18 protein-coding genes are annotated in these 19,321 nt (G+C 71.4%); 10 read left to right on the top strand and 8 right to left on the bottom strand.

All coding sequences use genetic code 11. The features are described 5' to 3' along the window. Window positions 1-6: 6 nt before the first annotated feature. Window positions 7-504, bottom strand: coding sequence for a hypothetical protein (locus Q9R33_RS08435; RefSeq protein ID WP_311293469.1), 498 nt, complete (start codon window positions 502-504; stop codon window positions 7-9). A gap of 54 nt (window positions 505-558) precedes the next feature. Further along, the gene (locus Q9R33_RS08430) at window positions 559-1,830 is read right to left on the bottom strand and encodes a DUF222 domain-containing protein (protein ID WP_311293468.1); all 1,272 of its coding nucleotides are present in this window, start codon (window positions 1,828-1,830) and stop codon (window positions 559-561) included. A gap of 62 nt (window positions 1,831-1,892) precedes the next feature. Here Q9R33_RS08430 and Q9R33_RS08425 point away from each other — a divergent pair, with 62 nt between their 5' ends. Continuing rightward, window positions 1,893-2,336 (top strand): SRPBCC family protein, encoded by a 444-nt coding sequence (locus Q9R33_RS08425; RefSeq protein ID WP_311293466.1) that lies wholly within the window; start codon window positions 1,893-1,895, stop codon window positions 2,334-2,336. Window positions 2,337-2,379: 43 nt separating this feature from the next. Here the strand turns inward: Q9R33_RS08425 and Q9R33_RS08420 are convergent, their stop codons facing one another. Both Q9R33_RS08420 and Q9R33_RS08415 read right to left on the bottom strand, forming a co-directional pair. Next, the gene (locus Q9R33_RS08420) at window positions 2,380-3,693 is read right to left on the bottom strand and encodes an LLM class flavin-dependent oxidoreductase (protein WP_311293465.1); all 1,314 of its coding nucleotides are present in this window, start codon (window positions 3,691-3,693) and stop codon (window positions 2,380-2,382) included. Further along, the gene (locus tag Q9R33_RS08415) at window positions 3,690-4,745 is read right to left on the bottom strand and encodes an LLM class flavin-dependent oxidoreductase (protein WP_311293464.1); all 1,056 of its coding nucleotides are present in this window, start codon (window positions 4,743-4,745) and stop codon (window positions 3,690-3,692) included. The genes Q9R33_RS08420 and Q9R33_RS08415 overlap by 4 nt, the downstream gene beginning before the upstream one ends. Window positions 4,746-4,942: 197 nt before the next feature. Between Q9R33_RS08415 and Q9R33_RS08410 the strand changes: the two genes are divergently transcribed. From Q9R33_RS08410 to Q9R33_RS08390, 5 genes are all read left to right on the top strand, one after another. Further along, complete coding sequence (locus tag Q9R33_RS08410) at window positions 4,943-6,022, top strand: amino acid ABC transporter permease (protein ID WP_311293463.1); 1,080 nt, start codon at window positions 4,943-4,945, stop codon at window positions 6,020-6,022. Between the two features lies 1 nt (window position 6,023). Then, on the top strand, window positions 6,024-6,824 hold the full coding sequence (locus Q9R33_RS08405; protein ID WP_311293462.1) for an amino acid ABC transporter ATP-binding protein: 801 nt from the start codon (window positions 6,024-6,026) through the stop codon (window positions 6,822-6,824). Window positions 6,825-6,876: 52 nt separating this feature from the next. After that, window positions 6,877-7,869: an ABC transporter substrate-binding protein gene (locus Q9R33_RS08400; RefSeq protein ID WP_056365393.1), complete on the top strand. Its 993-nt coding sequence runs from the start codon at window positions 6,877-6,879 to the stop codon at window positions 7,867-7,869. A gap of 128 nt (window positions 7,870-7,997) precedes the next feature. After that, entirely contained in the window at window positions 7,998-10,205 is a 2,208-nt protein-coding gene (locus Q9R33_RS08395; RefSeq protein ID WP_311293461.1) for an LLM class flavin-dependent oxidoreductase, read from the top strand. A gap of 122 nt (window positions 10,206-10,327) precedes the next feature. Continuing rightward, window positions 10,328-11,623, top strand: a complete 1,296-nt coding sequence (locus tag Q9R33_RS08390; protein ID WP_311293460.1) for a D-alanyl-D-alanine carboxypeptidase — start codon at window positions 10,328-10,330, stop codon at window positions 11,621-11,623. Between the two features lie 21 nt (window positions 11,624-11,644). On the opposite strand, the gene Q9R33_RS08385 is transcribed toward Q9R33_RS08390, so the two are convergent. Then, window positions 11,645-12,157 (bottom strand): DUF1990 domain-containing protein, encoded by a 513-nt coding sequence (locus Q9R33_RS08385; protein WP_311293459.1) that lies wholly within the window; start codon window positions 12,155-12,157, stop codon window positions 11,645-11,647. 55 nt (window positions 12,158-12,212) lie between these two features. Between Q9R33_RS08385 and Q9R33_RS08380 the strand changes: the two genes are divergently transcribed. The 4 genes from Q9R33_RS08380 (at window position 12,213) to Q9R33_RS08365 (ending at window position 15,785) form a co-directional block, all read left to right on the top strand. Then, a complete protein-coding gene (locus tag Q9R33_RS08380) occupies window positions 12,213-13,115 on the top strand; it encodes an alpha/beta hydrolase (RefSeq protein WP_311293458.1) in 903 nt (300 codons plus the stop codon). A gap of 54 nt (window positions 13,116-13,169) precedes the next feature. Further along, window positions 13,170-13,364 (top strand): hypothetical protein, encoded by a 195-nt coding sequence (locus tag Q9R33_RS08375; RefSeq protein WP_311293586.1) that lies wholly within the window; start codon window positions 13,170-13,172, stop codon window positions 13,362-13,364. Between the two features lie 61 nt (window positions 13,365-13,425). Continuing rightward, entirely contained in the window at window positions 13,426-14,268 is an 843-nt protein-coding gene (locus Q9R33_RS08370; RefSeq protein WP_311293457.1) for a PhzF family phenazine biosynthesis isomerase, read from the top strand. A gap of 146 nt (window positions 14,269-14,414) precedes the next feature. Further along, the gene (locus Q9R33_RS08365; RefSeq protein WP_311293456.1) at window positions 14,415-15,785 is read left to right on the top strand and encodes an FAD-binding oxidoreductase; all 1,371 of its coding nucleotides are present in this window, start codon (window positions 14,415-14,417) and stop codon (window positions 15,783-15,785) included. A 31-nt stretch (window positions 15,786-15,816) separates the two neighbouring features. Here Q9R33_RS08365 and Q9R33_RS08360 read toward each other — a convergent pair whose 3' ends face one another. From Q9R33_RS08360 to Q9R33_RS08350, 3 genes are read right to left on the bottom strand one after another with little or no spacing between them, the layout of a single operon-like run. Next, complete coding sequence (locus Q9R33_RS08360) at window positions 15,817-17,358, bottom strand: MFS transporter (RefSeq protein WP_311293455.1); 1,542 nt, start codon at window positions 17,356-17,358, stop codon at window positions 15,817-15,819. Continuing rightward, window positions 17,355-18,440, bottom strand: a complete 1,086-nt coding sequence (locus tag Q9R33_RS08355) for an LLM class flavin-dependent oxidoreductase (RefSeq protein ID WP_311293454.1) — start codon at window positions 18,438-18,440, stop codon at window positions 17,355-17,357. The genes Q9R33_RS08360 and Q9R33_RS08355 overlap by 4 nt, the downstream gene beginning before the upstream one ends. Next, window positions 18,437-19,309, bottom strand: a complete 873-nt coding sequence (locus Q9R33_RS08350) for a DUF1684 domain-containing protein (protein ID WP_310244361.1) — start codon at window positions 19,307-19,309, stop codon at window positions 18,437-18,439. The genes Q9R33_RS08355 and Q9R33_RS08350 overlap by 4 nt, the downstream gene beginning before the upstream one ends. Window positions 19,310-19,321: the final 12 nt, after the last annotated feature.

The raw sequence follows: 19,321 nt of genomic DNA, 5'->3' as shown, positions 1-19,321 counted from the left end.
GGGCCGTCAACCGCCGAAGCGCTCGGCCTGCATCCGCGCGGCCGCAGTCGCGGGGTCCTCATCCCACGTGCGCGGTCGGGCACCCTCGAGCACGCGGCTGAGCGGCACCCAGCCGACCCACCGCAGAGGCTCCCACGCGGTCGCCGGCGTCAGCGCCTCGAGGGCGCGGTACTCGTCGACGCGCACGCGGTCCCAGGCATGCACCACGCGGCCGTCGTCGAGGCTGAGCCCGACATGACCCCAATCGCGGCGCTCGCCGAAGAGCTCGCCGACGCTCTCGTAGAAGACGAGCGCGTCGGCCGGCGGCGCGCCGGTGTTCCCGACTGCGCCATAGAGACGCGCAGACTCCGCCGCATCGTCGCCGCCGAACATCTCGAGGTCGTTCGAGCGCTCGATCGCGTCCTCCACGAACGCCAGGCAGCGCGTCGCGTACGCCGTCGAGCCTTCGTGGGCGAGCGCCCACGTCCGGGCGTTGACTCCGCAGGTCGCCACGTCGAAACTCATCGCCAGCAGGCTAGCGAACGCGCCGGTCCCGCGCATGCGCGCGGGCTGCGACGGTCAGAACGGCGCGTCGTCGTGGTCCGCCGACCGGAACACGGGAACTGCGCGTTCCGGCTTGACGAGGTACGGGCGACCCGCGGGGGAGGTCCAGAGGATCGCGCCGCCCGACCCGGCGACCTGTTCGATCGTCCAGTCGGTGTGGTGTCGGACTGTGTGATGACCTTCGCACAGCGGCCCCAGATTCGTCAGTTCGGTGCTTCCGCCGAGCGCCCAATCGACGTTGTGGTCGATGTCGCACCGGGAAGCCGGCATCCAGCAGCCGGGTCCCATGCACCGATCCGCGCGCCACTTGACCAGCTTCTGAAGCGCCGGCGGGGGCCGGTACTGGTCGCGACCGACGGAGAGCACCATGCCCGTCTCGGGGTGGGTGAGCACCCGCGTCCAGCCGGGCGCGCCGCCCACCAGTTGCCGCGCCAGGGGCAAGGGGATAGGCCCGATGCCCTCGACGACCGGCGGGCTGATCCCCGCGGCCGCGCGGGACGCGTCGGACTCGTGGAGGAGAGCGAGCACCGGGACCGTGACGAAAACCGTCGCCCGCAGACCACGCGCCTGCTCGGGATGAGCCTCGACAGCACCGTCGACGAGGAGGTCGAGCACGACATCGGCGCGCGCCTGGTCGAGGGTGCGCGTGTCGCCGTCGGCCGCCTTGACGACCTTGGCCATCGCGGTGGCCCGTGAATGTACGGCGGTGATCGCAACCATGGGAGCGTAGAGATGCAGCCATCCCATCCCGTCGTTGTCGGGCTCGACGGCGATCCGGCGCCTCGTCACGGCCCGCTCATAGCGTTCGGTGAGCGTCGCTGATCGCACGGTGTCGATGAGCGAACGAAGCTTGCGCCGGAATGTTCCCACCGGCTCCGCCTCCGCCAGCGCGAGGCCCGGCGCGAGCACCTGCGTGCGGAACTCGGGTTCGAGTTCGTTCACCGCGGAGACGAGGATCGAGGCGTGCCGCTCCGTGATGCGCGCGCGCTCCATCGAGGCCAGCACCGCCGGGTAGGTGTGCACCATCGCCTCTGCGAGGGCGAGCAGGTCACCGGCGGCCTGCTCGGTGATGCGCAGCGCGGCCGCGAGTTCGAGCCGAACTCCCCGCTCCACAACGTCGGTCAGAACCCTGCCGTTGCGGGTCGCCTCGCGAAGTGCCTCACGCCGCATCACGTCGATGCGCACCAGTCGCTGCGCGGCGAGCACCGTCATCATGTCGGCCGCCTCGAGGACGAGATCGAGCTCATCCGGAAGCACCAGGTGGGGGAGCTCCGAGTCGATGAACATGCTCCGACCATAGAACATACCTCCGACACTGCGACCCTTGCGAGTGCGTCCATGATGGAAGGGTGCCGTCGACCTTCACGCTGGTGACCGAGACCCCGTTGTCGGTCGAAGCGCTCTTCGATCTGTCGCTCGACATCGACGCCCACGTCGCCTCGATGGCGAGGTCGCGTGAGCGAGCCGTCGCCGGCGTCGTGAGCGGGCGGATCGGCCTCGGTGAGACGGTCACGTGGCGTGCTCGTCATCTCGGCGTCTGGTGGACGATGACCTCGCAGATCACGACGCTCGACAGGCCGACCCGGTTCGTCGATCAGCAGGTTCGGGGTCCGTTCCGGAGCTTCATCCACGAGCACCGGTTCGAGCGGCTCGAGGCCGGTTCCCGCATGACGGACACCGTCACGCTCGCCTCCCCGGTCTTCGGGTCACTCGCTGAGCGGCTGGTGCTCGTGCCCTACCTGCGCCGACTCATCCGCAACCGCAACGCGCATCTCCTCGCGGCCCACGGCTGAGCCGGCTCCCGGCCGATCGCCCGGCCGATCGCCCGGCCGATCGTCAGGCCGCGAGCTCCGCGCTCTCGCCCACCTCCGGCAGCCCGAGGTTCTCCCGCAGCGTCGTTCCCACGTACTCGGTCGGATAGATGCCGCGTTCCTGCAGCTCGGGAATGAGGCCGTCCACGATGTCGTCGAGTCCCTCGGGCACGAGGTACGGCGAGACGTTGAAGCCGTCGACGGCGCCCGCTTCCACGTACTGCTGCACCCGGTCGGCGATCGTCGAGTACCCGCCCACGAAGGTGCGCAGCGACGACCGCTTGATGACGAACTCGCGGATCGAGAGGCCCTCGGCGGCCGCGCTCTCGCGCCACTCGCGCGCCGTCTCGACCGCGCGGCGGCCCTGGAACAGCGACCCGCGCTGCCCGTCCACCTCGTCGACGACGGGGTCGACGTCGGGCAGGGGTCCGTCGGCGTCGAACTCGGAGAGGTCGCGGCCCCAGATCGGCTCGAGGAAGCGGATCGCCGTCTGCGGCGACACCTGCGCGCGCGTGACCCACTCGGCCTTCTCGCGGGCCTCGGCGTCGGTCGCCGCCAGGATGAACTGGGCACCGGGGAAGAACTTGAGGTCGTCCTCGCTCCGTCCGTGGCGAGGGAGACGCCGGCGCACGTCGGCGGCGAACGCCACGGCGTCCTCCAGACCCGGATGCCCCGAGAAGATCACGTCCGCGCTGGATGCCGCGAACTCGCGGCCCTCGTCGGAGTCGCCGGCCTGGAACAGCACCGGCCGCCCCTGCGCGCTCGGCGGCAGCGGCGCGGGACCCTCGAACGACACGAGCTGATCGGCCACCGACACGGGCGTGCCGACGCCGTCGGCTCCGGCATCCCACAGCCGCTGCGCCGCGGCCACGAACTGCGCCGCGCGTCGGTAGCGGTCGGCGTGCTCGAGGTAGCCGCCCCGACGGAAGTTCGCACCGGTCCAGGCGTTGTCGGTCGTGACGATGTTCCAGCCGGCCCGACCTTCGCTCAGCAGATCGAGCGAGTTGAGGCGCTTCGCCAGGTCGTACGGGTCGTTGTAGGTGGTGTTCTGCGTGGCCACGAGGCCGATGCGCTCGGTGACGGCGGCCAGCGCGGCGAGCTGCGTCTGCGCGTCCGGCCGGCCGGCGATGTCCAGGTCGTGGATGCGCCCGAAGTGCTCGCGCAGCCGCAGGCCCTCACCGAGGAAGAAGGCTGAGAAGAGCCCGCGCTCGGCGGTCTGCGCGATGCGGCGGAACGATTCGAAGTCGTACTGCGACCCGCTGCGGTCGCTCGACCAGATGGTGCCGAAGTTGACCCCCTGGAAGAAGACACCGAACTGGATGCGACGGGACGTGGTCATGCGAACTCCTTCACAGCGGCATAGCGATTGACGGGCCTGTCGAGTCCGAGCGCGTCGCGCAAGGTCTCCCCGGCGCGCGGCGAGCGGAACCCGACCCGCTTCCGCAGCGCCGGCAGCACCGCGCGGCCCACCTCCTCGAGATCGACATCGAGTTCGGCGGCGCGCAGGCGGACGCCGTCCACGGATGCTGCGAGCTCGGCGAGCAGAGCGACCAGACCGCCCGCCTCGCCTGCGTAGCGCAGGCGCCCGACCTCCGGCCAGGACCCCAGCACGGACAGCCGCCGAGCCGCGGACACCCCTCGGGCGTCGAGCACCACTTCGACCTCGGCCCAGACGAGGCTCGCGCCTGCCGCACGTGCGCGGGCGGCAGCATCCGAGATCTCCGCCGGATCGGCACCCGTGACCAGCGCGACGTCCGCACCCGCGGTGCCCGCGGGCGCCACCACCACGAGCTGCCCCTGCGGCGGCCGTGGCGTGATGAGCGGGCCCTTCACCGAGAAGCTCTCGCCCTCGAAGTCGACGTAGTGCAGCCTGTCGGCGTCGAGATACCGGCCGGTCGCGACGTCCTGGATGACGGCGTCGTCCTCCCACGAGTCCCAGAGCCGGCGCGCGGCCTCGATGACGTCCGCGCGCTCGCGGTCGAGCTCGGCGTCGGTCAACGCCTCGCGTCCGTACGCGGCGGCTTCGCGCGCGGACCCGGAGGCGGCGGCGATCCAGCCCGCGCGGCCGTTCGAGGTCCAGTCGAGGCTCGCGAGCTGCGTGGCCACGTGGAACGGCTCGCTGTAGGCGACGTGCGCGACCGGCACGAGCCCGATGGCGGAGGTGAGCGGCGCGACGAACGCCGCGCGCTGCACGGCGTCCAGACGCGCGACCGCATCCCCCACCGGCAGCGGTGAGTCGTCGAACGTCACGGCGGTGAAGCCGAGCCGCTCGGCGCTCGCGACGCGCGAGGCGAGCACGCGGGGCGACAGCGCAGCGGAGGCGGAGGATGCCGCGGGGTGCGCGCCGTGGGCATCCAGCTCCAGGGCGACAGCGAACGGGGTGTCGGACATGCGAGCCACGGTAGGTCTCCGCACCCGCACGGGGCCGGACTGCGTCGCCGGGTTCCGGAGTGTGACGCCGCGTTGCAGACCGTCACGATCCGTGTCGCCTGACGGCCCGCGCGGCTGGGCGGTCGGCCCGGCGGGGCCCTACCGTCGGCCTACCGGCGCAGCCCGCAAACCCCCGCGCCCCGACCGAGGAGCCCCTCATGACCGACACACTTCCGCGCCAGGCAGGCGCCGCCGAGGCCGCCCCGCCGTCGTCCGCGGCGTCGTCGCGCGTCGACCTGGGCGACCTCCGCGTGGTCCACACCCGGCACTGGTTCCGGTGGTCGATCGGCATCGTCGTGCTGTTCGTCGTCGCCCAGTTCGCCTGGTCGCTGGTGACGAACGAGAACTACGAATGGGACGTCTTCGCCCACTACTTCCTCTCGGAGCCGGTGCTGCGGGGCGTCGGCATCACGCTGGCACTCACCGTGATCTCGGCGACCATCGGCTTCTTCCTCGGCACGCTCCTCGCGCTCGCCCGTCTGGCGAAGTCGCCGCTGCTCAACTCCGCCGCCTGGGTCTTCATCTGGTTCTTCCGCTCGGTGCCGCTCGTGGTGCAGATCATCGTCTGGTACAACCTCGGCTACCTGTATCCGACCCTCGGCCTCGGCACCCCGTTCACGACCGACTTCTGGATCGTCGAGTTCCCGACCGTGCAGCTCATCAGCGCCTTCGCGGCCGCCATCCTCGGCCTCAGCCTCAACCAGGCGGCCTACTCGGCGGAGATCATCCGCGGCGGCCTGCTGTCGGTCGACCAGGGCCAGCTCGAGGCGGCCGCGGCACTCGGCATCCCTCCTCGTCGCCGGTTGACCCGCATCATCCTTCCGCAGGCGATGCGCTCGATCGTCCCGAACGCCACGAACGAGGTGATCGGCCTCGTCAAGGGCGCATCGGTGGTGTTCGTGATCGCGATCCCCGAGGTGTTCTACGCGGTGCAGGTCATCTACAACCGCAACAGCCGTGTGATCCCGCTGCTGCTCGTCGCGGTGGTCTGGTACACGATCATCACCACGATCCTCAGCATCGCGCAGTACTACATCGAGCGGCACTACGCCCGCGGCACGGTGCGCGTGCTGCCGCCGACGCCCGTCCAGCGGGCCCGTCACTGGCTCGGCGTGCAGTGGGCGCGTCTCGGGGACTCCGGTGCGTCCCCACCTCCTCTGGAGGGATCGGATGCTGCGCCCCTGCCCACTGCGGCACAGCACAGCAACGGCAACGACGCGAAGTTCGGAGGGCGCTGACATGAGCACCGTCACGGAGACCCCTACGGAGACCCCCACGAAGGGCCTCGTCGAGATCCACAACGTCCACAAGAGCTACGGCGGCGTCGAGGTGCTGCGCGGCATCGACCTGACCGTCGAGCCGGGCGAGGTCGTCGCGATCCTCGGGCCGAGCGGCTCGGGCAAGTCGACGCTCCTGCGCACGATCAACCACCTCGAGAGCGTCGACCGCGGCTCGGTCACGGTCGACGGCCAGCTCATCGGGTACGAGCTGCGCGGCGGCAAGCTCTACGAGCTGCGTGAGCGGGAGGTGCTGGAGCGCCGCACGCAGATCGGCATCGTCTTCCAGAACTTCAACCTCTTCCCGCACCTGACCGCTCTCGAGAACGTCACCGAGGCGCCCGTCGCGCTCGGCCGGCTCTCGAAGGACGACGCCCGCGAGCTCGCGCTGGGCCTGCTCGATCGCGTGGGACTCGCCGACAAGGCCGAGCACTACCCCCGGCAGCTGTCGGGCGGGCAGCAGCAGCGCGTCGCGATCGCGCGCGCCCTCGCGCTCAAGCCCAAGGTGATCCTGTTCGACGAGCCGACCAGCGCGCTCGATCCGGAGCTCGTCGGCGAGGTGCTCGACGTCATCCGCGACCTCGCGCAGCTCGGCACGACGCTCGTGATCGTCACGCACGAGGTCGGGTTCGCCCGCGAGGTCGCCGACCGCGTCGTGTTCCTCGACGGCGGCCGCGTCATCGAGCAGGGTCCGCCCGCCGAGGTGCTGGTCGCACCGAAGCATCCCCGCGTCCAGGACTTCCTCGCGAAGGTCCTGGCCTGAACCCCCCGAGATCTCGCCTTCGAGTCCTCACCCGAGAAATGGAAACACAGCAATGGCACTGAGCAAGAAACAAGGCATCGCGATCGGCGTCGGCGTCGTCGCGGTGGCCGCGATCGTCGGCGGCATCGTCTGGGGCGTCAACCAGAACGCCCCGGCCGAGGCGGCCGCCCCCGAGGCGACCGAGGAGTCGGCGAACGTCGCGACCGACGACATCCAGTGGGTTCGCCTGGACGAGCCCGTCGCCGAAGCCGTGGAGGCGCTCGAGGCGAGCGGCTTCGAGCCGGTCGAGCCGGGCAAGCTCACGGTGGCGCACTCCGCGTACGTCCCCCCGCTGGGCTACATCCCCGAGGGCGAGACGAACCCCGCCGGCACCGAGCCGAACATCGGCGCCCTGATCGCCGACGCGCTCGGCCTCGAGTACAACCCGGTCGTCGTCGCGTGGGCGGACTGGCCCCTCGGCATCCAGTCCGGCAAGTACGACCTCATCACCTCGAACGTCACGGTGACCGAGGAGCGCAAGGAGCTCTACGACTTCGCGAGCTACCGCGAGGACCTCCTCGGCTTCTACGTGAAGAGCGACAGCGACATCGAGAAGATCGAGGAGGCCGCCGACATCACGGGCCTCAAGATCGCGGTCGGCTCGGGCACGAACCAGGAGCAGGTGCTGCTCGCGTGGAACGAGGAGCTCGAGGCCGCCGGCGAAGAGCCGGCGGAGCTGCAGTACTTCGACGACAACGCCGCGACCGTGCTGGCGCTGCAGTCGGGCCGCATCGACGCGACGTTCGGTCCGAACGCGACGTCGGCCTGGGCCGCTCGCGAGACCGGTGACACCAAGCTCGTGGGCCTCGTGCCCGGCGGCTGGCCGCTGACGGCGAACATCGCCGCCGCGACCGCCAAGGGCAACGGCCTCATCGAGCCCGTGGCCATCGCGCTCAACCACCTCATCGAGAACGGCCAGTACGACGAGGTCCTCAAGATCTGGGACCTCACGTCCGAGCGCGTCGACGAGAGCCTCGTCAACCCGCCGGGACTGCCCAAGTCCTGACAGATCGGCACAGGATCGGAGGTTTCGGACGACACGCCGGGGACGGATGCCGCCACCCGGCGTGTCGCCGAGAACCTCCGATTCTGTGCCCTCGTTCTCCACGTCTGCACCACGTCTAGGGAGCACCCATGTCCCGCGTTCCGCTCTCCGTCCTCGACCTGTCGCCCTTCGGCTCGGGTCAGACACCCGCCGACGGCCTCCGCGCCAGCATCGGCCTGGCGCGCGCGGCCGAGCGCCTCGGCTACCGGCGCTACTGGGTCGCCGAGCATCACTTCAACCCCGGGATCGCCGGCGCCGCGCCGCACGTGCTGCTGGCTTCCGTCGCGGCGGTGACGCACAGCATCCGTATCGGCACCGCCGCCACCATCATCGGCAACTACTCGCCGGCGCAGGTCGCCGAGGCCGCCGGCGTCGTGGCGCAGCTGCACCCCGGCCGGTTCGACCTCGGCATCGGGCGCTCGGGATCACGCAGCGCCGCGGCGGCCGCGCTGCCCGCCGCACCGGAGGATCGCGTCGTCGACGGGCTCCTGCTGCCCGCCGCCCGTCCGTTCGCCGGGTTCGACTCGGAGCGCTTCGTCGTGCAGGCGCGGCTGCTCGGCCGAACCGAGGCCGACGCCGAGCGCTTCGCGGACGAGGTCGCCGACATCCTGTCGTTCTTCGACGGCACGTTCTCACCCCCCGAAGACGTGCCGATCCACGTCACGCCCGCCGAGCGCGCCGACGTCACGGTGTGGATCCACGGCTCGACTGCCGGCCCGAGCGCACGTCTCGCCGGCGAGCTCGGGCTTCCGTTCGGCGCGAACTACCACGTCGCCCCCGGCTTCGTGCTCGAGGCGATCGCCGAGTACCGCGCCGCGTTCCGCCCGGGCCGCATCGCCGAGCCCTACGTCATCGTGTCGGTCGACGCCGTCGTCGCCGAGACGGATGCCGCGGCCCGCCGTATCGCCGCGGGTTACGGTCGATGGGTGCACAGCATCCGCGCCGGCCATGGCGCCGTCCCCTTCCCCTCGCCCGACGAGGCCGCGGCCGATCCGCTGACGGCTGAGGAGCTCGCGGTCGTCCGCGACCGCCTCGACACGCAGTTCGTCGGTTCGCCCGAGACCGTGGTCGAGCGGCTCGAGACGCTGCAGCGGGTGACCGGCGCCGACGAGCTCCTCGTCACGACGGTCACGCACGACCCCGTGGACCGGGTGCGCTCGTACGAACTGCTGGCCGAGGGGTGGGACGCCGAACCCGACGCGAGCGCCGGGGCTGCAGCATCCGTGTCTTCCGAATGGACCATCCGGCTCGTGCGCACCGAGGAGTACGAGCGGGCGGGTGACGTGACCGCACAGGCGTACCTCTCGAGCTACGACAAGCTGTCCGACGAGTACGTCGCCTCGCTGCGCGACGTCGCCGGCCGCGTGCGCGAAGGCGACGTATGGGTGGCCGTCGAGCCCGACGGGGAGATCCTCGGCACCGTGTGGGTGGCGCGGCCGAACCGCCCGCTCGCGGAGGTCGCGCGGCCCGGAGAGACGGACTTCCGGCAGCTCGCGGTGGCTCCCGCCGCCCGCGGTCGGGGCATCGGCGAGGCGCTCACCCGCCACGTCATCGACCTCGCGCGCGAGCGGGGCTCGCACCGCGTCGTGATGAACAGCGGCCCCGAGATGACCGGCGCCCACGCGCTGTACGCCAAGCTCGGCTTTCGGAGGCTCTCGGAGCGCGAAGGGCTGTGGGAGGTGCAGCCCGGCCGCTTGATCGAGCTGTACACGTTCGGCTACGACCTCGCGCCCGAGCCCGCAGACGCGTCGCCGGGTGAGCGGGCGTGGACCCTCGAGACGGTCCCCTGGGACGACCCGCGCGCCGAGGAGCTCCGCGCGGAGATGGACGTCGAGGTCTCGCCGCGCTACGCGGATCGGCTCACGGATGCTGCACCCGCCGCTGCGGAGGAGGCTCAGCGCACGTTCGCGGTCGACCCCGACACGATCGTCGCGACGGTGCTCGCCGTGGACGCCGCAGGCGACGCGGTCGGTCACGCGGCGCTGCGGGATCTCGCCCACGACGGCACCCGCGACCTCGAGGTGAAACGCGTATTCGTGAAGCCGCGCGCACGCGGCACGGGTGCGAGCCGCGCCCTGATGCGAGAGCTCGAGCGCATCGCGCAGGATCGCGGGGCCGGCCGCCTGATTCTGCAGACCGGCGACCGCCAGCACGACGCGGTCGTGCTCTACGAGCGCATCGGGTACCGCCCGATCCCCATCTTCGAGCCGTACACGGCGTTCGCCTTCTCGCAGTGCTTCGCGAAGGAGCTCGCTGCGCCGGTGGGAGCCCGCGGTGCCGTCGGTCGATCCTCCTGAGACGAGGAGTCTCAAATGCTGCATGATGGGTTCAGCATTCGGGACGGGAGCCTTCCATTTCGACACCTCAGCAGCCGACTGATGAGCTCGAAGAGTTCACGCAGCTGATCAGTCAGGAGCAGATGTTCGGCGGTCCGCCGCGGCGCGCGGCGGATCCCGAGGCGCGGCGCCGCCGACGGCGCATCGGCTGGATCGTCACGGCGATCGTGCTCGTCGTGCTGCTCGCCGTTCCCAGCGGGTACGTGTGGTGGGCACTGACGGCACCGGTGAGCGCGCCACTCGTCGAGACGCAGAAGCCGCCCGTGACGGTGCCGGCGGCTGCCGCGGTCGCTCTGCCGTCCACCGGCGCTTCGGCGATCGCCGTCGCCGGTGGCGACGAGTACCTCGGGGCCGAGGCGAGCGGCATCTGGGCGACGAGCGGGACGAGCGAGCCGCAGTCGATCGCGAGCATCACCAAGGTCGTCACGGCGCTCGTGATCCTCGATCGGCATCCCCTGGCGGATGCCGCGGATCCCGGGCCGACGATCACGTTCAGCAAGGCCGACCACGACCTCTACGACCAGTACTACGTGCGCGGCGCGACCATCGCGGCGATGCCGACGGGCAGTTCGATGTCGCTGCACGACGCGCTCGCGACGATGCTCATCCCGTCGGCGAGCAACTACGCGGAGGCCGTCTCGACGTGGGCGTTCGGCTCGCAGGGCGCGTTCCGCGGTGCCGCGCAGCGGTGGCTCGCCGCGAACGGCCTCACCGGCACCACGATCGTCGAGCCGACCGGCCTCGACGCGCGCAACACCAGCACCCCGGCCGACCTCATCGCGCTCGGCAAGCTCGCCGCCGCGAATCCGGTCATCGCGAGCATCGTCGCGACGCGCTCGCTGACGCTGCCCGGTCCTGGCGCGATGCAGAACACCAACGACCTCCTCGGCAGCAACGGGATCACCGGCCTGAAGACGGGCAACCTGGGCGAGGGTACCTACAACCTGCTGTTCACCGCATTCCTCCCCGTCGGAACGGCGCAGCCGCTCAGCGTGACCGGGGTGGTGCTCGGCGGCTTCACCCGCGCGAACGTCAATCACGACGTGATGAGGCTGATCGACAGCATCCGTGCCGGCTTCCACGAGGTGCCGCTCGCCAAGCGCGATCAGCCGGTCGGCACGATCACGACGAGATGGGGTGAGTCGGCGCAGATCGTCGTCTCGGACTACGCGACGATCTTCACGTGGTCCGACACCCCGATCACCGTCGAGATGACGACGACCACGCCGAAGACGTACACCGACGGCGAAGAGGTCGGAAGCATCACGTGGACCGCGGGCCCGAACACGGTGACGGTTCCGATCGAGATCGAGGGCACCATCGTGCCGCCGACGGACTCCTGGCGTCTCACGCACCCGGGCGAGCTCGGCGGGGAGTAGGACTGCGGCGGGCGGGCTCACTCAGCGGCCCGCGCGGACGCGCAAGGCGCGGAGATAGCGGCGGCGGGCGACCGCCTGCGCGATCAGCAGTGCCGGATACAGCGCACGCCAGCGCCCGCGGCCAGGCCGCGTCAGCGAGCGGATGGTGAGGCTCACCGAGCCACCGGTGCGGTGCACGATGAACGCCTCTTCTCCGGTGACCGGGTGGCCAGGGAGGGTGCGGTAGGCGAAGCCGACGCGGTCTTCGCCGTCGACGACGGCGACGACCTCGACGGGCTCGCGCACCGACAGCCCGAACGGGTGCGCCGTGATGACCGGGCGGTCGCCGGGTCGGACCGCGGCTGCCGCCGGCGAGACGGTGAAGCCGCTCCGGGTCTTGACGCCCCACCGCAGCACCTCGGTGCTCGCCCAGGTCCAGATCTCCGGTCCGTCGCCGAGGCGGGTGGACTTCTCCCAGCGTCGGAAGCCCTCAGGATGCTCACGCCAGTCCGTGCTCGCAGGCTGCGTCAGGGACATCCGTTCGCCGTCGTCCACGCTTCGATACTGCCACCGCCCTGTTCAGTGGGACCCTGCGTGGGGATAGTGGACTATGGCCGCCGCGCCGCAGCTGCCCACGCGGGAGGATTACCTCGCGTGCCTGGCAGAGACTCCCCGCACCGTCGCCACGGCGGCGGGGCCGGTCGAGTACGCCGAGCGCGGGACCGGTGAGGCGGTGCTCGCAGTCCACGGCACGCTCGGCGGCTGGGATCAGGGGCTCGTGGCGGGGGAGTTCCTGCGCGTGAACGGCTTCCGGATCATCGCGCCGAGCCGGCCCGGATACCTCGGCACGCCGCTGTCGACGGGGCGCTCCTTCCCGGAGCAGGGCGACGCGCTGGCGGCGCTGCTGGATGCGCTCGGGATCGAGCGCATCCTCGTGATCGCGGCGTCGGGCGGCGGGCCGGCGAGCTACGAGCTCGCTGCGCGGCATCCGGATCGGGTGAGAAAGCTCGTGGAGGTCGACGCCGTGTGCATCCCGGGCCGGCCTCCTCGTCTGGCATCGAACCTCCTCGCCTGGGACTGGGCCGCCAAGATGCAGCTGTGGTTCCTGCGGCATGCGCCGAGGCAGGCGCTTGGCGCGCTCATGGGCGGCGCCGGCACCGAGAGCCGTGCCGTCGTGTCGGCGCGGGCGAAGGAGCTCGCCGCGATTCCCGGCCGGACCGACACGATGGAGGCGACGCTGCGGGCATCGCTCGGTGCGAAGCGGCGCCGCGCGGGGATGAAGAACGACTACACCGAGCTCGTGCCGGCCGCGCTCGAGCGCATCACGTGTCCGACGCTGATCGTGCACGCGCGGTCGGACCGGGTCGCACCTCCCGCCAACGCCGAGTACGCCCACGCGCGCATCGCCGGCTCGGAGCTCTACTGGATGGACGGGTCGCACGTCGCGATCGCCCTCGAGGCCGCCGACAGGGCCCCGGCGCACGTGGTGAGCTGGCTGCGCGGCGACGGGTGAGCGGGGCTCTGTCGCAGGGCAGGCGGCCGGACTAAGGTCGGGGCCGTGAAGCGAATGTGGCCGTTCCTCGTGCCCGGCGTGATCCTCGCCGCGGTGGGGCTGGTGTGGACGCTGCAGGGCGTCGGGGTGCTGCAGGGATCGGCGATGACCGGGTCGACGCTGTGGGCGTCGATCGGACCGATCGTGCTTGTCGTGGGGCTCGTGCTGATCGGCATCGGGATCGCGCGGCGCCGGCGGCGCACCCCCTGATCGGCAGGAATCGGTCGGTGCCTGGCGACCGCGCCGCACCGACGTGACCTATCGTGACCGGATGAGCGCGATCGACATCCAGCGATGGACGGCCTTCTCCTCCGAACCCGCGGGAGGGAATCCCGCCGGTGTCGTGCTGGACGCAGATGGACTGACGGATGCTGCGATGCTCGGCATCGCCGCAGACCTCGGGTATGCCGAATCGGCGTTCGTCGTCGCCGGTGACGACGGCCGTCGGGCCATCCGCTACTTCTCGCCGCTCGCCGAAGTGCCGTTCTGCGGTCACGCCACCGTCGCTGCGGCGGCAGCGATCGCTGAGGCCGACGGCGACGGCGCGATCGCGTTCGAGACTCCGGTCGGCGTCGTCGAGATCGTCACGGCGACGGACTCCGGTGAGCGGCGCGTCTCGTTCACCAGCGTCGAGCCCGGCACGGCCCCGCTGCCCGCGGAGGCCCTGGCCGACGTGCTCGGAGCGATCGGCCTGACGGACCGGGACCTGCACCCGGACTTCGCCCCCGCGCAGGCGTTCGGCGGCAACTGGCACCCGCTCGTCGTGCTCGCCGACCGGGAGGTCTTCGACGGGTTCGCGATCGATCCCGACCGCGCCCGTGCGGTGCTCGACGCGCGGAGATGGCCGGCGACGATGATCGTGCTCTGGCCCGAAGGCGCCGGCAGGTGGCACGCCCGCAATGTCTTCCCGGTCGGCCCGATCATCGAGGACCCGGCCACCGGAGCCGCGGCGGCCGCGACCGGCGGGTACCTCCGCGCCGGCGGCGCTGTCGAGACCCCGGCGCGCGTCGTGATCCTCCAGGGGAGCCACGTCGGCCGGCCGAGCGAGCTCACCGTCGACATCCCCGAGACGGGCGGGATCGTCGTGTCGGGATCGGCGGCGCGGATCGGCTGACCACCCGGGTTCCGCTGCCTCACCCAGTGGCGACCGACCTTCTTGACAGTGCCCTCGAACGCGAGGACCGTCGATTCAAACCGGTGCCGACGCCCGCACGCACCGTGCGGTCGCTGTGCCCGTTTGCGTCGATGGGAAGGTCGACCATGTCCATGAAGGTGATGGATTCGCTGCGGGGCAGCGTGAAGGGTTCGGTCGTCGAAGAAGGCGACGACGGATACGACGAGGCGCGGGTCGTCTACAACGCGATGATCGACCGCCGACCCGCCGCGGTCGTGCGGTGTCAGGATGCCGCGGATGTCGCGGCCGTCGTCCGCGCCGCCGCTGAGGATGGGAGCGGCCTCGCGGTGCGAGGCGGAGGTCATAGCGTGCCGGGGTTCGGCACCGCCGACGGCGCGCTCGTCGCGGATCTGGGAGACCTCACCTCGGTCGCGGTCGACCCGGCGTCCTCGACCGCCGACGTGGGTGGCGGGGCCACCTGGGGGATGTTCAATGAGGCGGCGGCACAATTCGGCCTCGCGACGACCGGCGGCATCATCTCGACGACGGGCGTCGGCGGCCTCACGCTCGGGGGCGGCATCGGGTATCTCGCCCGCGGCTACGGCTTCTCGTGCGACAACCTGCTCGCGGCCGAAGTCGTGCTCGCCGACGGCCAGATCGTCACCGCCAGCGCGGACGAGGAGCCCGACCTGTTCTGGGCTCTGCGCGGCGGGGGAGGGAACTTCGGCGTCGTGACCAAGTTCACCTTCCAGCTGCATCCGGTCGACGAGATCTATGGCGGCCCGATGTTCTTCGAGCTCGCGGACGGTCCGGCGATCCTGGCCTACTTCGCCGATCATGTGCGGACCGCACCGCGCGAGTTCGGCGGGTTCCCCGCGTTCCAGATCGCTCCTCCGCTGCCCTTCGTGCCGGAGGACCGCGCCGGGGAGCCGTTCGTCGCGGTGGTCTTCTGCATCAACGGCCCGGCGTCGGAGGCCGAGAAGATGGTCGAGGGGTTCCGCGACGTCGCGAAGCCGGTGGCCGAGATGGTGGGCCCGATGCCCTACCCGGCGATGAACGGTCTCTTCGACGGACTCGTTCCTCCCGGCCTGCAGCACTACTGGAAGGCGGCGTTCCTCGACGAGCTCACGCCGGAGTCGGTGGCCGCCCACATGGAGCACGGCCCGCGAGTGCCGACGGTCAACTCGACGGTCCACTTCTACCCGATCAATGGGGCGTGCCACGACGTGGCGTCCGACGCGACGGCCTTCGGGCATCGCGACGCGAACTTCGCGCTGGTGATCGCCGGGATGTGGCCGGATCCGACGCAGAACACCGCCAACACCGCGTGGGTGAAGGATTACTACGCGGCGATCGAGCCCTTCTCGCAGCCGGGCGGCTACATCAACTTCGCGTCGCAGGACGACCAGCCGAAGGCCTCCAGCAACTACGGTGCGAACTACGACCGCCTGCGGGCGGTGAAGCGCGCGTACGACCCGGACAACATGTTCCACCTCAACCAGAACATCGTGCCGTAGCGGCGGGTCGGCAGGCAGGACCCTCGTTCGCTCAACGAGCGGGGGTCGTGTGTGTTGCACGTCGCAGCGGCGCCGGAACCTCCGCGCGTGTGCCTGCCCGCCGGAACGCTGGATCCGCTGACGCCACGAGCGCCACCACCGAGCCCACCGCGCACGTCGCGAGTGCGGCCTGCAGCGTGGCGACGGTCGAGACGCCCGACGACGTGAGAAGGATGCCGGTGGCCAGGGCCACCAGGAAGGTCGCGGCCAGCCGCTGCGTGAGCTGCAGGAACGATGCCGCTACGCCGTGCAGCTCAGCGGGCGCGAACGAGAGGGTCGTGGCACGCACCACCGGCTCCACGAGGCCGCCGCCGATTCCCAGCCCGATCTGGGCGGCCGCGGCGACGACGAAGAGCACTCCGTCCGGCAACAGCGGCGCCGCGATCGCGAGCCCGGTGAACAGCGCCGCCTGCAGGCCCAGGCCGAGCCACACCGTGGCCGAGGACCCGATACGCCCCACCACCCGCAGACTGAACAGCGAGCCGACGAGCCGCGCCAGCGCGCCCGGCGCGAACACGAGCGCGATCGCCAGCGCCGACAGCGCCGGCGACTGCAGGAAGTACAGGGTCACGACCGACCCCGCCGCCAAGCCGCTGCCGAACCACAGCAGCGCGACCACGTTCCCCACGACGAAACCGCGCGAGCGCACCAGCGCCGGCGCGAACAGCGGAAGCCGTCCACGCCGTGCGTACCTGCGTTCCCACAGCACCAGCACGAGCCCGAGCAGCACCGCCGCGCCGACGACAGCCAGGCCGGACACGCCCGAGAGCCCCGGCTCCACGACGGGCAGGGTCAGCGCCACCACCACGAGGCACAGCAGCACGATGCCCGGCAGATCGAGCCACACCCGCTCCGACCCCGAGGGCTCCGGTCGGGCGCGGGGGCCCGGCATCCCGCGCCATCCGAGGACGAAGGCGGCGATCACCAGCGGCAGGGGAGTCAGCAGCACGACGCGCCATGCCACGTCGGCGGGAACGGCGACGATCACCACGGCCGCGAGCACCGGGCCGAGCACGCCCGCGAGCCCGCCGACGGCGGTGTACGCGGCGAGGGCGCTCAGGCGGGCCCTGCCGGTGAACAGGTCCTGGATCGCGCCGAGCACCTGCGCGCTGATCACGCCGGCACCCAGCCCCTGCACGAACCGGGCCGCCACGAGTACGACGATCGTCGGGGCGACCACGGCCGCGACGCCTCCGACCAGGAAGATCCCGAGGCCGACGAGGAACAGCGGCCGGCGCCCGTACACATCGCCCAGCCGCCCCGAGGGGATCAGCCCGAGCCCGAACGTCAGCGAGAACGACGCGAGCAGCCACTGCACGCCCGCGGTGGAGCCGCCCAGCGACGCGCTCACGGCCGGTGCCGCGTAGGTGATCACCACCGCGTCGAACAGCGTTGCGAAGCCCGCCGCGAGGCACGCCCAGAGGGCGGGCCGCGCGTGCGACCGCTGCCGTTCCCTGCGACCGCTGCGTCGCACGACGCCGCGCTCGCCGGAGACGGCAGCAGCCGCCTCGCGGACCGCGCTCTCGCCACTCATGCGGTCGTGAGCTCGCGCTCCCGCTGACCGAGCGGGTCGGCCTCCGTCCACAGTGTCGTCGGGAACTCCCGCCGCAGCACCGGCGCGACGTCCTCGGCGAACCGCTCGAGGATCTCGAGCTGCTGCGCGAACGGCACCGTCGTCGGCAGGCTGATCGACTGCAGGTCGTGCCCGAGCCGGCCGTGGAACCGCGCGATCTTGTCGATCACCTGCTGCGGCGTGCCGACGAGCGCGGGGCCCTCGGCGACGGCGTGCTCGATGTCGCGGAACGGCGTGTTGTTCCCGGGCACGTTGGTGGCGGCGACGATCGCGTTGTACACCGGGCCGTACTGCGCGATCGCCTCCTGTGTCGTGTCGGCGATGAAGAGCGCTCCCGAGCCCGCAGCGACGAATGCGCCCGCCGGATCGTGGCCGTGCCGCGCGAACTCGGAGCGGTAGTGGTCGACCAGCACCCCGTAGTTCTCGAGGGGCTGGATCGCGTTCGCGCTGAACAGCGGATCCCCGAAGCGCGCGGCGAGCCCCGCAGAGAAGAGCGTCGTCGCCGAGCCGTGCCACACGCGCGGCGCTCCGGCGAAGGGTCGCGGCAGCGTGGTGACGCCGGTCAAGGCCCGTGTGAACTCGGTGCCCGGCCACGTGACGTCCTCCTCACGCCAGAGCGTCCGCAGCAGCTCGTACTTCTCGGCGAGCAGCTCCCACTGGTCGTCGATGTCGAGCCCGAACAACGGGAACTGCGCGACCTCATTGCCCTTGCCGATCGTGAGGTCGAGGCGCCCGCCCGACAGCTGGTCGATCGTCGCGTAGTCCTCGGCCACGCGCACCGGATCCAGCACCGAGAGCACGGTCACGCCGGAATTGAGACGGATGCTGCGCGTCCGGGCCGCGATCGCACCCAGCAGCACCGTCGGCGACGACGAGATGAAGTGCCCGGCGTGACGCTCACCGATGGCCACAGCATCCAATCCCAGCTCTTCGGCGCGGATCGCCTGCTGCAGCGTCTCGGCGAACCGCTCGGCGGGCGAGACCTGGTGGCCCGTGATCGGGTCGGCGCGGTAGGGGACGATGTCGAGCAGCTGGAACCTCATGCGGCCACCCCCGGCGCGACGAGCTCGGCGTTCGAGATCACACGGGCGAGCGGCGTCTTCTCGCCCGCCTCGATGCCGATCGGCAGGCGGTTGCCCTCCGGCGGCAGCGGGCACGTGGCGAAGTCCGTGTACGCGCAGGGCAGGTTGACGGCGCGGTTGAAGTCGATCGTGGTCCAGCCGTCGGCGTCCGGTGCGTCGATGCCCACCGAGCGGTTCGCGGCGTACGTGGTGATGCCGCTCGTCGCGTCGGTGAACAGCACGAGCAGGTCGCCCGGCGCCTTGCCCTCGAACGCCGTGAGCGAGAACTCCTCGCCCCGCCACGAGAACTCGAGCACGCCGGGGGCGTCGTAGACGTGGGTGAGCCCGTCGACGGCGGCGCCGACCTCGGTCGGGACGGGTGCATCGAACGGGCGGAAGCGCGCCGCGACCCGCCAGCGCGGGTTCGGGACGTACGTCGGAGTGCCCGAGTACTCCGCGAGGAACGGGTGATCGGCCCGGCGCGGACGCAGGATCGTGTGGCCGCCGCGGATCGCGATCTCGACGGCGCCGGCGATGTCGCCGTCGGTGAAGGTGGGGGTGACGCTGCCGCGTTCGGCGATCTCGCCGAACGCGTGCGTCCCCGTGATCGTCGCGCCGTCGAGAGTGAGGCTCTCGCCGTCGGCGAGCTCCACTTCGACGCCCTCGGCGCCGAGGCGCCACGTGCCTGGCGCACCCGGCAGGGTGATCGGGTCGGCCCCGAGCCAGTGCAGACCGGTGATCGCGAAGAAGCCGAGGGCGTCGGCGCGCCGCGTCTCGTGCGTGCGGTGCCAGTCCTCCCATTCGCGCCCGAACACGGCGCGATCGACATCGGAGTTGAGGGTGGTGGTCATGGGTGCTCCTCG

The sequence above is a fragment of the Microbacterium sp. PRC9 genome, assembly GCF_031844125.1.
GTDB lineage: Bacteria > Actinomycetota > Actinomycetes > Actinomycetales > Microbacteriaceae > Microbacterium.
This window is presented reverse-complemented; position numbering and strand designations above follow the sequence as displayed.

Bases quoted from the DNA above. Each gene is read 5' to 3' on its own strand.
- Q9R33_RS08435 (WP_311293469.1), bottom strand. From the start codon at position 504: ATGAGTTTCGACGTGGCGACCTGCGGAGTCAACGCCCGGACGTGGGCG.
- Q9R33_RS08430 (WP_311293468.1), bottom strand. From the start codon at position 1,830: ATGTTCATCGACTCGGAGCTCCCCCACCTGGTGCTTCCGGATGAGCTC.
- Q9R33_RS08420 (WP_311293465.1), bottom strand. From the start codon at position 3,693: ATGACCACGTCCCGTCGCATCCAGTTCGGTGTCTTCTTCCAGGGGGTC.
- Q9R33_RS08415 (WP_311293464.1), bottom strand. From the start codon at position 4,745: ATGTCCGACACCCCGTTCGCTGTCGCCCTGGAGCTGGATGCCCACGGC.
- Q9R33_RS08410 (WP_311293463.1), top strand. From the start codon at position 4,943: ATGACCGACACACTTCCGCGCCAGGCAGGCGCCGCCGAGGCCGCCCCG.
- Q9R33_RS08405 (WP_311293462.1), top strand. From the start codon at position 6,024: ATGAGCACCGTCACGGAGACCCCTACGGAGACCCCCACGAAGGGCCTC.
- Q9R33_RS08400 (WP_056365393.1), top strand. From the start codon at position 6,877: ATGGCACTGAGCAAGAAACAAGGCATCGCGATCGGCGTCGGCGTCGTC.
- Q9R33_RS08395 (WP_311293461.1), top strand. From the start codon at position 7,998: ATGTCCCGCGTTCCGCTCTCCGTCCTCGACCTGTCGCCCTTCGGCTCG.
- Q9R33_RS08390 (WP_311293460.1), top strand. From the start codon at position 10,328: ATGTTCGGCGGTCCGCCGCGGCGCGCGGCGGATCCCGAGGCGCGGCGC.
- Q9R33_RS08380 (WP_311293458.1), top strand. From the start codon at position 12,213: ATGGCCGCCGCGCCGCAGCTGCCCACGCGGGAGGATTACCTCGCGTGC.
- Q9R33_RS08375 (WP_311293586.1), top strand. From the start codon at position 13,170: ATGTGGCCGTTCCTCGTGCCCGGCGTGATCCTCGCCGCGGTGGGGCTG.
- Q9R33_RS08370 (WP_311293457.1), top strand. From the start codon at position 13,426: ATGAGCGCGATCGACATCCAGCGATGGACGGCCTTCTCCTCCGAACCC.
- Q9R33_RS08365 (WP_311293456.1), top strand. From the start codon at position 14,415: ATGTCCATGAAGGTGATGGATTCGCTGCGGGGCAGCGTGAAGGGTTCG.
- Q9R33_RS08360 (WP_311293455.1), bottom strand. From the start codon at position 17,358: ATGAGTGGCGAGAGCGCGGTCCGCGAGGCGGCTGCTGCCGTCTCCGGC.
- Q9R33_RS08355 (WP_311293454.1), bottom strand. From the start codon at position 18,440: ATGAGGTTCCAGCTGCTCGACATCGTCCCCTACCGCGCCGACCCGATC.
- Q9R33_RS08350 (WP_310244361.1), bottom strand. From the start codon at position 19,309: ATGACCACCACCCTCAACTCCGATGTCGATCGCGCCGTGTTCGGGCGC.